A 13,619-nucleotide genomic window follows, 5' to 3' on the forward strand; every position below is an offset into this window, starting at 1 on the left:
GGCTCGGCTCTCCTCGCGAGCGGCGGCGCGCGGGGCGCCCGGCGGTGCGCCGCTCTCCACGACACCACGCCCGAGGAGACGCGAAGGTTACAGGCCCGCCGGCAGGCCGAGCTCGGCCATCGCGACGGGGCGGCCCTCGGCCGCCGACCGCTCCGCCGCGATCCCGATCGCGACGGCCAGGAGCCCGTCGCGGGCGGTCACGTCGGGCGGGAGGCCCTCGCGGATCGAGCGCTGGAAGGCGAGGTGCTCGTAGTAGGTCGAGCCGTGGTGGAAGCCGGCCGCGAGCAGCTCGGGCGCGACCGGGATCGCGTGCTCCTCGACGGCGCGCGGAGCGCGGTGCCCGACCACGACCGTCGACGCGGGCAGGAAGCACTCGACCTTCCCGGCGTCGCCCGTCGCGGCGATCTCCTCCACGTGGCGCGAGCCCTCGGCGAACATGCACAGGTCGAGCAGCGCGCGCGCGCCGCCCTCGAAGTCGACGATCGCGAACGCGTTGTCGAGGATGTCCGGCGTCTCGCCGCCGTAGCGCTCGTCGAGGTGGTTCACGTCCTGCGCGCCCGACGCGAAGACGCGCGCGGGCTCGGCGCCGACGATGAGCCGCATCAGGTCGAAGAAGTGGCAGCACTTCTCGACGAGCGTGCCGCCCGTGTTGCGCGCGAAGCGGTTCCAGTCGCCGACCTTCGGCAGGAACGGCATGCGGTGCTCGCGGATCGCGAGCATGCGCAGCCGCCCGACGGTCCCGCCGCGCACCTCGTCGAGGAGCCGCGCGACGGGCGGCATGTAGCGGTACTCCATGCCCACCTGGAAGACGCCGGCGTGCGCGGCCGCGCGCTCTGCGACGGCGACGGCATCGTCGAGCGTCGTGCAGAGCGGCTTCTCGACGAGCGCGTGGACGCCGCTCTCGAACACGGCGTCGAGCACGGCGGCGTGCGTGTGGTTCGGCGAGGCGACCACCACCGCGTCGACGTCGCCGCGCGCGAGCAGGTCGCGGTGGTCGGCGAACGTCGCGATCTCGAGGCCCTGCTGCTTCGCCGTGAGCCGCGCCCAGCCGAGCGACGGCTCGTGCGGATCGGAGACGGCGACGACGCGCGCGCCCTCGCACAGCGCGACGTTCTGCATGTGCTCGATGCCCATCATCCCGGTGCCGATCACGCCGTAGCGGATCTCGTCCACGTCACTCCTCCTCGCGTCGGGCACGCGCGCGCGAGCGCCTCGGCGTCGCGGATGTCGTACCACGCGCCGGCGGCCGCGTGGGCCCTCGCGCGCCGCTCCCCGTGCGTCGACGGCCCGCGCTCACGCGACGCGGTGGAGCAGCGGCAGGCCCGCGGCGAGCCGCCGGCAGTTCTCGGCCGCGACGGCGGCGCTGCGCGCGAGCGTCTCGGGCGTGAGCCACGCGACGTGCGGCGCGAGCACGACGTTGGGCAGCGCGAGCAGCGGGCTCGCGGGGTCGACGGGCTCGTGCGCGAAGACGTCGAGCGCCGCCGCGCGCAGCGGTCCGCGCTCGAGCGCGCGCACGAGCGCCGGCTCGTCGACGAGGCCGCCGCGCGCGGTGTTGACGAGCACGCTGCCGGGCTTCATGGCGGCGAGGCGGGCGGCGCCGATCAGCCCGCGCGTCGCGTCGGTGAGCGGGAGGTGGAGCGAGACGACGTCGGACTCGGCGAGCAGCGCATCGAGCGCGCGCCACTCTCCCGGCGCGTCGGGCTTCGGCGCCGTCGCCGTGTAGAGGATGCGCGCGTCGAGCGCCGCGCACGCGCGCGCGACGCGCCGCGCGACCGCGCCCATCCCGACGAGGCCGACCGTTCGCCCCGCGACCTCGCCGAGCCGGTCGACGAGCGCGAGATCGGGGCTCCACCCGCGGCCGGCGCGCGTCGCCGCGTCGAGGTCGCACACGCCGCGGAGCGCGGCGAGCAGGAGGGCGAGCGCGTGCTCGGCGACGGCGGAGGTGTTCGTGCCGGGCATGTTGGCGACCGCGATGCCACGTGCGCGCGCCGCGTCGAGGTCGATGGTGTTCAGGCCGACGCCGATCTTCTGCACGAGCGCGAGCTGCGGCGCGAGCGCGAGGCGCGCCGCCGTGACGGGCTCGAGGCAGTGCAGCAGCACCTGCGCGTCGGCGATCTCGCGGGCGAAGCGCGCGTCGTCGCGCTCCTCGACGACCGCGAGCGCGACGTCCTCCGGCAGCGCCCGCTCGAGCGCCGCGACGAAGCCCGGGCTCGCGCGGTAGTGGAGGACGGCCTTCACGCGCGCGAGCCTAGCTCGGCGCGCCGCGCGCGGAGCGTCAGTCGCGCGCGCGGCCCGAGCGCTTCGACGCGACGATCAGGCGCTCGTAGGCGCGCGCGATCGTGCGGCCGAGCGCGGCGAGCGCCGCGACCGACGTGTCGCCGAGCGGGTCGGCGCCGTTGTCGGCGTAGAGCAGGTTCACGACGCGGCGCCGGATCGCGACGGGCTGGAGCGACACCTCGTGCACGTGCGAGCGATCCATCGCGTCGAGCACGCGTCCGTCGGTGCCGTCGTGCGGCGGCGGCCCGCGGAACGGGAGCCCCGAGGTCGCGGGCCGCGTGAACAGGCTCGGCGTCGAGGCGGGGAGCGCGACGCCGTCGAGCGTGCCGACGCCCTCGGGCCCGAGCGAGCGGAACCCGGCGACGAGGCCGTCGCGCACGACGAAGAGCGCGGCGAACGAGCAGTAGGCGAGCGCGATGCGGAGCGCGAGGTCGACGACGTCGTCGCGGTCGTTCGCGCCCTCGAGCTGGGCCTCGAGGGCGGCGACCTCGCCCGGCGTCGCGGGCGCGACGAGACGCGCGCGCGACGCCGGCACGGGCGCGGGGCGCTCCTCGCCGATCGCGATGTCCTCGAGCACGATCTCCGTGTCGCGCTCCGACCACGTGTCGACGTCGCGCGCGCCGCCGCCGATCGCGAAGTCGAGCTCGAGCGCCCCGACGTCGGCGTGCGGGGCGTCGGGGAGGTTCCACTCGTCGATGGTCCCGAACGGGCCGTCGTCGGCCGCGCGCGGCGGGCCTTCGAGCGCGAACGCGATCTCGCGTGGCCCGCCTTCGGGCGCGAACGCGATCTCGCGTTCGCGGCGGGGGGCGAGCGCGGCGCCGGCCGTCGCGTCGGTGGCGAGGCCGGGCTGGCGGACGCGAGCGGCGAGGTTGACGAAGCGCGGGTGGCGGTCGATCCCGCAGTGGGTCTCGAGCCAGTAGAGGAGGCGCACCTCGGGCAGGACGTAGGGAACGACGGCGCGGTGCGTGGCCTCGGCGACGAAGCGCTTCTGCGTCTCGTCGCTCGGGTCGACCATCGCGACGTGGATGCGCGCGCCGTCGAGGCGCAGCGGCAGCAGGTGGAAGCGCCGCACGAGCGAGGCGGGCACGAGCTTCAGCGCCTTCGGGTCGGGTCGCTCGAGCCAGTCCTGCGGCGGCAGCGGGACGCGATGATAGTCGGCGAGGTACTCGGCGAGCTCCTCGAGCACGAGGTAGCCCTGCTCGACGAGGTTGGTGCCGATGCGCCCGCCGTGGACGCGCTGGGCGCGCATCGCCTCCTCGAACTGCGCGTCGTCGATCGCGCCGACCTCGCGCAGGTACTCGCCGAATCGCGCCATCGTCTCTCCGGAGGGGCCGCGCCGCGCGCGGGCCGCGCGCGGCTCCGCTGCCCTTCGGCCCGGCTCCGGCGCGACTTGAAACGGGTCTTCTCCCGGGGTGGCGCTCGGGGCCGTCTTCCCGGCGCCCCGGCCCGGCCCCTATACTCGGCCGCTCGCGCGCCGCCGCCGTCGCGGCTCGCCGCGCGCAGCGCGCGACGCGATCCGGAGAACCGATGAAGACGCTCGATCCCCGCCTGCTCACCGATCTCGCGGCGCGCCACGGAACGCCGCTCTACGTCTACGACGCGCGCGTCGTGCGCGAGCGCGTCGCTTCGCTGCGCCGCTTCGACGCGATCCGCTTCGCGCAGAAGGCGTGCTCGAACGTCCACGTGCTGCGCGCGCTGCGCGCGCAGGGCGTGCTCGTCGACGCCGTCTCGCACGGCGAGGTCGTGCGCGCGCTGCGCGCGGGCTTCACGGGAGCGGGCGAGCCCGCCGACCTCGTCTACACGGCCGACGTCGTCGATCGCGCCACGCTCGCGCTGCTCGTCGAGCGCGACATCCCGATGAACGCGGGCTCGCCCGACATGCTCGAGCAGCTCGGCCGTGCGCACCGCGGCCACCGCGTCTGGCTGCGCGTGAACCCGGGCTTCGGGCACGGACACAGCCACAAGACGAACACGGGCGGCGCGTCGAGCAAGCACGGCATCTGGCACGAGCACCTCGACGTCGCGCTCAAGCACGTCGACGAGTACGAGCTCGATCTCGTCGGGCTGCACATGCACATCGGGTCGGGCGCGGACTTCGCGCACCTGCGCCAGGTGGCCGGCGCGATGGTGAGGCAGGTGAAGGCGCTCGGTCGCGACCTGCGCGCGATCTCGTGCGGCGGCGGCCTTCCCATCCCGTACCGCCCGGGCGACGCGCCGATCGACGTCGACGCCTACTTCGACGTCTGGGACGCGGCACGCCGCGAGGTCGAGCAGGTGCTCGGACACGCGGTCGCGCTCGAGATCGAGCCCGGCCGCTACCTCGTCGCCGAGGCCGGCAAGCTCGTGGCCGAGGTGCTCGCCGTGAAGTCGAGCGGGCCGAACCGCTTCGCGCTGGTCGACGCGGGCTTCAACGACCTCGTGCGACCCGCGATGTACGGGAGCTTCCACGCCATCTCGCTCGTGCGCGCGGGCGCCGAGGTCGACGGCCCGCTGCAGCCGACGGTGGTCGGCGGGCCGCTGTGCGAGTCGGGCGACGTCTTCACGGTCGAGGAGGGCGGGGTCGTCGCGCCGCGCGAGCTGCCCGAGACGCGGGTCGGCGACCTGGTCGTCTTCCACGACGCGGGCGCCTACGGCGCGGCGATGGCGAGCAACTACAACTCGAAGCCGCTCGCGCCCGAGGTCTGGGTCGACGACGACGGCGCGCGCCTCGTCCGCCGCCGCCAGACCATCGACGACCTGCTCGCGCTCGAGGAAGGGCTCGGCGCGGGCGACTGACGAGCGGCCGTCGCCGCGCGCGTTCGCGGCGTCGCGCGCCGTCGATCCGTCGATCGGCGGAGGCCGCGCCGCGTTTTCCGTCGCACCGGCGGCGCGGCGGCCCGTAGGATCGCCGGATGCCCGCCGCCCGCGCGACCGTCGTCGCCTACGGCGTCCCCGCCTTCGGCGTGATGGCGGCGACCACGCTCTTCTACGCCTACTTCGTGAAGTACGCGACCGACGTGCTGCTCGTGCCGGCGGGCGCGATGGGCGCGCTCTATCTCGCGAACCGCGTCTGGGATGCGGTCACCGACCCGCTCGTCGGCCATCTCTCGGACGGGACGCGCTCGCGGCTCGGGCGGCGGCGGCCGTGGATCGTCGCGTCCGTCGTGCCGCTCGTCGCGTTCACGTGGGCCGCGTGGGCGCCGCCGGAGTCGCTCGACGGCGGGGCGCTCGTCCTCTGGGTGGGCGCCGCGATGCTCGGCTTCAGCACGGCGACCACGCTCTTCCAGGTGCCGCACAACGCGCTCGGCGCCGAGCTCGCCGCCGACTACCACGGCCGCACGCGCGTCTTCGCGTCGCGGGAGTACTTCGCCGTCGTCGGCGCGGCGCTCGCGCTCTTCCTCGGCGTCGGCGCGCTGACGCGCACGGCCGACCCGCGCGCCGCCGCGCTCGGCGTCGCGGGCGCGCTCGCCGCGGCGATGGTCGTCGGGATCGCGGCGGCGCTGCCCTTCCTGCGCGAGCGGGCCGACTACCAGGCGCGCCCCGCGCCGCGGCTCGCCACCGCGCTCCGCGACATCGCCGCCAACCCGCACGCGCGGACGATCCTCGGCATGGCCGCGGTGCTGCAGATGGGGGGCGGCGCGGCCTCCGTCCTCTCGCCCTACGTCGTCGACGACGTGATCGGCGCGCGCGAGCACACGCGCATCGTCTACCTGACGCTCATGACCGCGCAGCTCGCGGCGATCCCGTTGTGGACGCGCGTCGCCACGCGGCTCGGCAAGAAGCACGCGTGGCTCGGCGCGATGGCGGTGGGGATGATCGGCTACGCGATGATCCTGTTCGTGCGCGAGGGCGACCTCGTGCTGCTCTGCGCGGCGACCGTGTTCACGGCCTCGCTCCACGCGGCCGCGATCGTCGTCGGCTACTCGGTGATCGCGGACGTCGTCGACTGGGACGAGCTGCGCACGGGCGAGCGCAAGGAGGCGAGCTACTACGCCGTCTACCACTTCCTCTACAAGGCCGCGAGCGGAGCGATGGGGATGATCGCCGGCTTCGGGCTGCAGTGGGCGGGCTACGACCCGAGCCCCGAGGCGCTCGAGCAGCCGCTCGTCGTGAAACGCGCCATGACCGCGATGCTCGGCGGCATCCCGCTCGCGTGCATCGCCTGCGGAGCTGCGCTCTTCACCCGCTATCGGCTCTCGGCCGAGGAGCACGCGCGCATCCGCGCCGCGCTCGACGCGCGCGCGGCCGGGCCCCTCGCGGCAGAGTCGTCTCGTTAGGCGCCGCCGCGCGCGGCGCCCTTGCGCGGCGGACGCGGGACGACGGCCGGGACCGTCGCGACGAGCGCCGCGTAGTCGGCGCGTCGCTCGAGCATGCGCGCGTCGATCATCGGCAGGCTCACGACGCGGAACATCACGGTGATCGCGAGCGCACCGGCCGCGCGCCAGGGCTCGTCCGGCGCCGCGGCGAGGCCGAAGCCCGCGAGCGCCCACCAGAAGAGCATCTCGCCGAAGTAGTTCGGGTGGCGCGACCACGCCCAGAGTCCGGTCGCGAGCGTCGCGCCCGCGGCCGGGCGGCTCCGCCGGAAGCGCGCGAGCTGGTTGTCCGCCTCCGCTTCGATCCACACGGCCGCGCCGAGCGCGAGCGCCGCCGCCGCGTCGAGCGCGCCGAACGGCGCGTCGCTCGTCGCGAGCGCGGGGTACAGCGGCAGGCAGCCGAGGAACACGACGAGCGTCGGCATCATGTGGATGCCCGCGAAGCTCACTGGCCAGTAGAACGCGCCGCACTTCGCGCGCAGGTCGACGTACCGCCAGTCCTCGTGGTCGAGCCCCGTCCAGCCGCGCCACCAGTTGAACGTGAGCCGCACGCCCCAGAGGAGGACGCCCGCCACGACAAGCACGACCCGCGCCGGGTCGGCCCGGCCCGCCCCCGCGAACGCCCACGCGATCGCGATCGCGATCGGCGCGACGCTCCAGTAGGCGTCGTAGAAGCTCGAGTTGCGGAACGCGAGGCTGAACGCGAAGACCGCGACGGTCGCGGCGACGTCGGCCCAGAACGTGCGCCAGGCGAGGTCGCCCGCGTCGACGAGCGCGCCCGTCGCGAGCGCGACCGCGAGCGCGGCGGCGTAGGCCGCGACGATCCAGGCGCCCGCGCGGCGGCGGGTGGCGTGGGCCGGGGTGGTCGTCGTCATTCGTCGTCCTCCTCGTTGGGGCCGTCGTCCGGGCCGTCGTCGGCCTCGTCGTCGGCGCCCGTGCGGCGGTGCTCCGCGCGCCGTTCGCGCGGCGGCGCGCCGCGCGCGCGCTGCACGGCGTCGTCGAGCACGTCGAACGACTCGAGCATGTCGTAGATCTGCACCGAGTCGCGGGGCCGGAACAGCACGAGGTGCTGCGGCAGCGAGTGCGGCTCGGCGTGCGTGTGCAGGACGAGGTCCTCGCCTTCGACGAGGCGTTTCTCGCGCCACACGGGCTGCGTCACGCGCGCGTCGACGGACACGGCTTCGGCGCCGAGCAGCGAGCGGAGCGCGGCGAGGATGCGCGGGTCGAAGCCGCCGTCGCGCCGCGGGGCGGCGTGGCCGAGGGCTTCCGCGACGGCCCGGTAGCGCTCGGCGGGGCCGCGGGCCTCGCGCGCGCGCGAGCGACTGGAGCAGGCGCCGCCCCGCGCGCAGGAGCGCGACGTCGAGCGGCCCCCGGTGGCGCGGAGCGAGCGCGCGCGCGCGCGTCATGCGCTCCTTGCCAGTGGCCTCGGCGACGCGCCGGCGCGCCTCGATCGCATCGACCGACGTCCCGAGCTCGCGCGCGAGCGCGGCCCAGAAGGCGTCGGGACGCAGCGCGACCAGCGCGTCGACGGCGCTCCCGTCGAGACCGACGTCGACCGTCGCCAGGACGTGGCCCCAGACGTCGTTCGTCGAGTGGAGTCGCGGCGTGAACGCGATCTTCGCGCGGTGCTCGGGGCCGTCGTCGTCGCGCCCCGCACCGGCCACGCCGTTCGCGAACGCGATGTACGCGTCGCCGAGCTCGCGCGACGTCGTGTTGCGATCGTTCTCGGCGTAGCGGAGGGCGAAGCGCGGGGTGGCCGCTTCGCCGTCGCGCGCGAGCGTCTCGTCGGTCGGCGCGACCGCGCTCACCGCCCAGTGGTGCGTCTCGGCGAAGTCGAGGAAGGACCAGTGCCCCTGCCCGAAGACGCGCAGCTGGTCGAAGGTCGCGACGGGCGGGCCGCCCGCGAGCGGGTCGCTCACGCGCACGAGCTCGCGCGCGGCGCCGCTCTCGTGCCACACGAGGTCGATCAGCCCGACGCGGTCGTCCCGGTACGCGAAGTCGTTCGCGACGGCGAGGCGGTCCGCGACCGCGTCGAGGCCGCGCGCGTCGCCGGTGCGGACGAAGTCCGCGAGTGCCGCGCGCGCCGCCTCCGGCGCGGTCTCGAGCGCCTCGTCGAGCACCCAGTAGTCGCCGTCGCGCTCGCCCCAGCGGCTGCCGAGGTCGACGAGCGGGATGCGCACGAAGACGGCCTTCAGGAAGGCGCGGAAGGCGGCCCGGTCGAAGACGCTCGTGTCGCGGTAGGCGCGCACGCGGCCGCCGCGCACCGAGACGACGTCGCGCGCGACGCGCACGCGCGAGAGCGTGGCCTCCGCGCCCGCCGGCGCGGCGCCGCCCGTGAGGTCGTCGGTGATGGCGCGGCCGCGCGCCTCGAGGAAGTCCTCGCGCACGAGCACGTACTCGGCGGGCAGCTCGCCGCGCCGCACGTGCCAGGGCAGCAGCAGGTCGAGGAAGCGACCGCGCGCGAGCTGCGCCTCGCCCTCCGTGCCGGACGGCGTGACGAGCGTGTACTTGCGCAGCAGCGCCGCCTCGCCGCGGCCGACGACGCCGCCGCCGACGCGCGCGCCGAGCGCCAGCGTGTCGCGCGTGATGTAGTAGTCGCGCGCGCTCGTGGGCGCGCGGTTCTCCTCCACGCGGCGGTCGAAGTCGAGCAGCAGCTCGGCGACGACGCCGCGCGAGAGGCCGACGCTGCGCTGGTCGAAGACGAGCTCCGAGATCTGGCTCACGCTGCGCTGCACCTGCGCGAGGAGCGTGATCGCGATGCGGTCCCAGACGGGGCCGAGCAGCGCCTCCCAGTAGTTCGCGAAGTCCTGCGTCGAGTGCTCGTACGCGCCGTCGACGAGCTCGCCGTCGACCACGGCGCCGTCGTCCGTCGTCAGGTGCCGGTCGACGGGGATCAGCGCGATCGGCCCCGACGGCGTCTCCTCGCCCACGAGCTCGAACGCCTCGACCATCTGGTTGCGTCGATCGATCAGCTTCTCGGTGAGCAGCTCGGCCGCCGAGCGCGGCCACTGTCCGATCGCCACCGCCTGCGCGATCTGCCGCCGCGTGAGCTGCGCGATCTCGCGCGTCATCCAGCGCGCGTCGGCCCACGTGATCATCGTGCGCAGCGAGTTGGGCTGGACGGCGTGGTAGTTGAGGTGGATGCGGCCCGTCGCCGTGCGCTCGACGAGCTGCCACGGGAAGGCGCGCAGCTGCTCGCTCACCATGCGGCCGAGCGAGTGGCCGAGGTCGTGCTGCAGCGCGTAGAGGTGCGGCCGCTCGGGCGCCGGGCTCGGCACGACGAGCTTGTTGTTCTCGGCCTCCTTGAGGTCGGTGTTGCCGACCCAGGCGCTGAACAGGCCGAGCGCGCGCACCTCGCGCCGCCCCTCGTTCCCGTTCGCGCCGAAGGGCCAGGGGCCGATCCGGTCGAGGTAGCGCGGCTTCCACTCGAGCACGCCCTCGCGCACGATCAGGAACCGTCCGTCCTCGTCGCTCCCCTCGACGAAGTAGTCGTCGAAGTCGTAGCGGAGGTGGGTGCGGTGGTTCTCGAAGTACGAGCGCCAGTCGTTGCGCAGGTCGGCCACGTCGATGTCGCCGAGGTCGAGGCGGAAGTCGCGCACGTAGCGCGTGACGTCGACGTTGAAGCCGAGCGTCGCGAGCAGCGCGTTGACCGTGGGCTCGGAGTGGATCTCGCCGCCGACCTTGAGCTTGTACGCGACGCGCTTGCGCCCCTGGAAGACCTCGAGCTCGAACTTCGGCTTCGTCTGCGACTTGCGGATCTTCGACAGCTGCGCGCGCCGTTCGGGAAAGCGCGCCGGCCGCCCCTGGTGCATGGGCGTGTTCCCGCCGTAGAACATCGCGCGCACCGAGCGCTTCGCGATCGGGAGCCCGGCGGCGCGGAAGCGCGCGTCCGGCGGCGGGTCGAGGCGCGAGAGGTCGCCGCCCGCGAGTGCGATCGCGCGCAGGTCGTCGGCGTCGTAGAAGCGGCCCGTCTGCGGGTTCCACAGGTTCGTCGCCTCGAGCGCGGTGCGGTCGGGGTCGCTGCCCGGCTCGATGACCCAGTGGCGGATCGACGCCCACGTCAGGTAGCCGACGAGCCGCAGGCTGAACGGGATCTCGCCCTCGACGCGCAGCGCGTAGTCGATCTCGAGCACGTCGGAGGCGATCGCGCGCGCGCGCGTCGCGTCGGTCTCGTCCCAGAGCTGGTCGAGCAGGCCGAGCCGCTTCTCGTTGCCGAGCAGCAGGTCGTAGAGCTCGAGCACCTTCTTCCGGGCGAGCCGCTTCGCGATCGCGCGCGGCTTGCGGCCCTTCTCGCGATACGACGCGGTGAGCAGCGCGGCGATCTCGTCGCGTCGCTGCTGGATCTGCTCGCGGTACGCGGCGAGGCGCGCGGCGTCGAGCTCGTCGCCGGCGAAGAAGCGCGCGTCGATCTCCGCGCGCCACGGCGGGGAGAACGGCAGGTCGCTTTCCGCGCGCGCGGCGAGCGCCGCCGACGCGAGCGCGAGGCCGGCCGCGAGCGCGCGCGCACGGGTGCGGCGCGGGAATCGACGGGGGAGGGGCATGGGCGGCCGCAGCGTAGCGCGCGGCCGACTACGGAAGCGCGACGCCGTCCCCTGCGGTGGCGGCGCGGAGGCCCACGACGATGCCGTCCGGGTCGACCGCGCGGCGCTCGACGCCGTTCAGCGTGAGGCCCGAGCCCGACTCGACGGCGAAGTCGCGGACGTTCTCCGTGAACAGGCCGCCCGTGACGACGCCGTAGCCGCTGCCGAAGATCGCGTTGTCGCGGTAGAGCGAGATGCCGATCTCGTTGCGTCGGAACTCCGTGCCGCGCACCTCGACCCGCGAATCCTCCTTCGAGGCGACCGCGATCTGGGAGTCGACGAGCTGCGACTGGAGCAGGCGGACGTGGCTGCCCTCGCCCGCGCTCACGGCCTTGTCGCCCATGCGCCGGAACCACGTCCGCTCGACGCGCACGTCGGAGGCCGCGAGGTCGAGGCCGTCGTCGCCGTTGTTCGCGAACAGGCTCTGCTCGACCGAGCCCGACGACCACTCGGCGTCGAAGCCGTCCGACGCGTTGTCGATGAAGCGCGTGCGGCGCACCTGGAACAGGCCGCGCTTCACGCTCAGCGCGTCGTCGCCGCGGCCCGCGACGACGTCGCTGTCCCGGATGGCGACGTCCGAGGCGTTGAAGGCGAGCTCACCGGTGAACTCGACGCCCTCGTGCCTGGCGTGCGAGCCGCCCGACACCGTGACGTACGCGAGCTCGGACGACTCCGGCGCGCGCACGACGCCGATCGTGCCCCACGCCCGCTGCGCGTCGGCGGCGACGATCGCGATCGGCGCCTGTCGCGTTCCCACGGCGCGCAGCCCGCGGTAGGTCACGATGCTCGCGCGCGGCGCCATGACGAGGCGCGCGCCGGGCTCGATCACGAGCCGGTGCGTCGCGGGCACGACGAGCGTCTCCGAGATGCGGTGACGGCCGGCCGGAACGCGCAGCTCGTCGCCTGCGACGCGCATCCGCAGGCCGCGCTCGCGAACGAGCGCGCGCAGCGCGGTCGTCGCGTCCTCGAGACGCGCGGCATCGGCCGCCGCCGCGAGCGCGTCGCCCGCGGTGCTCCCGGCGCGCTCGGCGGCGAGCGCGAAGGACGTGCGCGACCGCGCCGCGCCGGCGCGCCACGCCGCGCGCACGCCGCGGCGCGCGAGAGCGAGCTCGCTCATGCGCGACGGACGCGCCCACCAGTCGGCCTCGGTGCCGACGCGCGCGAGCACGGCGCCGAGCCGCTCGTCGGCGCGCGCGAGCGCGCCGTCCGGCGAGGGCGCCGTGAGCGAGGCGAGCAGCTCGGCGCGGCGCGCCGCGTGGCGCGGCTCGCGCACGAGCGCGCGGACGAGCGCGGGGGCGAGCGCGTCGGCATCGACGGGCGCATCGACGAACCCGTCCGCGTAGGGCACGAGCAGCCCGGAGATCGGGTCGAAGTACCAGCCGGCCTCGGCGCGTCGCGCGCCGAGGGCGTGCGCGAGCGCGTCGAACGCGAGCGCGCGGTCGACGTCGACGATCTCCTCGATCTCGCGCGGGAGCGGGCCGTCGCCGGCCTGCTCGACGAGCGCGACGAGGCGATCGATCGCCCGCTCCTGCGCCCGCGGCGCGCGCGCACCGCGCGCCGGCTCGAAGCGCGCACGCACACCCGCGTCGGGGGCGCCGCGTCGCTCGTGCGCGACGGGCAGGAAGATCTCGCCCGCCGCGAAGCCGAGCCGCTGCAGCATCGCGTCGCTCGGCTCCTCCGCCCATGCGACGAGCTCGGGCACCGCACCGTTGACGGCGAGGCGCGCGAAGCCGCTCGGGGGCGCGACCAGCCCCGCGTTGCGCGCGGCCTCGCGCTCGAACCACGTCCGGAGCCCGGCGGTCGCGGGCGCGGCGACGAGCTCGATGCCCCGCATGCCGTCGGGTCGCTTCTTGCCGTCGAAGCGGATGCGCAGACCGCGCCGCCCGCCGTCGAGCAGCTGGGCCTCCGCCGCGTGGCGCGCGCCGTCGCGCAGCAGCTCGACGCGGAACCAGTGCCGGTCGTCGTTGCGCGCATCGCGGTCGGCCGGGCGGAGCAGCTCGGCGGCTTCGAGCACGGCGGGGTCGACCTCGATCCGCCACGTGTCGAGCGGCGCCGACGTGCGGCCCGCGACGACGCGCGGCCAGTCGGGGACCTCGGCGCCGACGACGTCGCGCCAGGCCGAGAGCTCGACGAGCGCGCCCGAGACCGCCACGGCGACGGCGGCGAGCGCCGTCGCCATGGCGACGGTCGTGCTCGCGCGGACGCGGCGGCGATGCGATGCGGTGGTCATGCGAGCCTGCCCGACTCCGTGGTCCCGGTCTCGTTCCCGGTGTCTCGTTCGCTCGGTCTCTCGATCCCGACTTCGATCCCGATCTCGCTGCCGGCTTCCCGGCCTGGGCTCGCTCGCGCGGCGCTGGGTGCGGTGGGCGTCGCGCGCTCCGGACTCGCGCCTGCGCTCGCTCGCGGCCGCGCGAGCCGAAGGAGAGTGGCTCGGCACGCGCCGTCGTCGAGCGGCCCGGCCGCGGCGTCG

Annotated in this window: 7 protein-coding genes; 2 read left to right on the plus strand and 5 right to left on the minus strand. The window is 75.3% G+C overall.

The window, feature by feature from the left end; genetic code table 11:
- Nucleotides 1-87: 87 nt before the first annotated feature.
- The 3 genes from R3E88_16595 to R3E88_16605 all read right to left on the minus strand — a co-directional run bounded on the left by R3E88_16595 (nucleotide 88) and on the right by R3E88_16605 (nucleotide 3,592).
- Entirely contained in the window at nucleotides 88-1,173 is a 1,086-nt protein-coding gene (locus R3E88_16595; protein ID MEZ4218107.1) for a Gfo/Idh/MocA family oxidoreductase, read from the minus strand.
- Nucleotides 1,174-1,293: 120 nt separating this feature from the next.
- Complete coding sequence (locus R3E88_16600) at nucleotides 1,294-2,238, minus strand: NAD(P)-dependent oxidoreductase (protein ID MEZ4218108.1); 945 nt, start codon at nucleotides 2,236-2,238, stop codon at nucleotides 1,294-1,296.
- 37 nt (nucleotides 2,239-2,275) lie between these two features.
- Nucleotides 2,276-3,592 (minus strand): hypothetical protein, encoded by a 1,317-nt coding sequence (locus tag R3E88_16605; protein ID MEZ4218109.1) that lies wholly within the window; start codon nucleotides 3,590-3,592, stop codon nucleotides 2,276-2,278.
- Nucleotides 3,593-3,804: 212 nt separating this feature from the next.
- On the opposite strand from R3E88_16605, the gene lysA reads away from it, so the two are divergent.
- Both lysA and R3E88_16615 read left to right on the plus strand, forming a co-directional pair.
- Nucleotides 3,805-5,052, plus strand: coding sequence for a diaminopimelate decarboxylase (gene lysA / locus R3E88_16610; protein ID MEZ4218110.1), 1,248 nt, complete (start codon nucleotides 3,805-3,807; stop codon nucleotides 5,050-5,052).
- A gap of 116 nt (nucleotides 5,053-5,168) precedes the next feature.
- A complete protein-coding gene (locus R3E88_16615) occupies nucleotides 5,169-6,533 on the plus strand; it encodes an MFS transporter (GenBank protein MEZ4218111.1) in 1,365 nt (454 codons plus the stop codon).
- On the opposite strand, the gene R3E88_16620 is transcribed toward R3E88_16615, so the two are convergent.
- Both R3E88_16620 and R3E88_16625 read right to left on the minus strand, forming a co-directional pair.
- The gene (locus R3E88_16620; GenBank protein ID MEZ4218112.1) at nucleotides 6,530-11,110 is read right to left on the minus strand and encodes a DUF1295 domain-containing protein; all 4,581 of its coding nucleotides are present in this window, start codon (nucleotides 11,108-11,110) and stop codon (nucleotides 6,530-6,532) included. The two genes, R3E88_16615 and R3E88_16620, sit on opposite strands and share 4 nt — an antisense overlap.
- Nucleotides 11,111-11,138: 28 nt before the next feature.
- Nucleotides 11,139-13,379, minus strand: coding sequence for a hypothetical protein (locus R3E88_16625; GenBank protein MEZ4218113.1), 2,241 nt, complete (start codon nucleotides 13,377-13,379; stop codon nucleotides 11,139-11,141).
- Between the last annotated feature and the right edge of the window lie 240 nt (nucleotides 13,380-13,619).

It is taken from the genome of Myxococcota bacterium (genome assembly GCA_041389495.1).
In the GTDB taxonomy this organism is placed as follows: Bacteria; Myxococcota_A; UBA9160; order UBA9160; family UBA4427; genus JAWKRT01.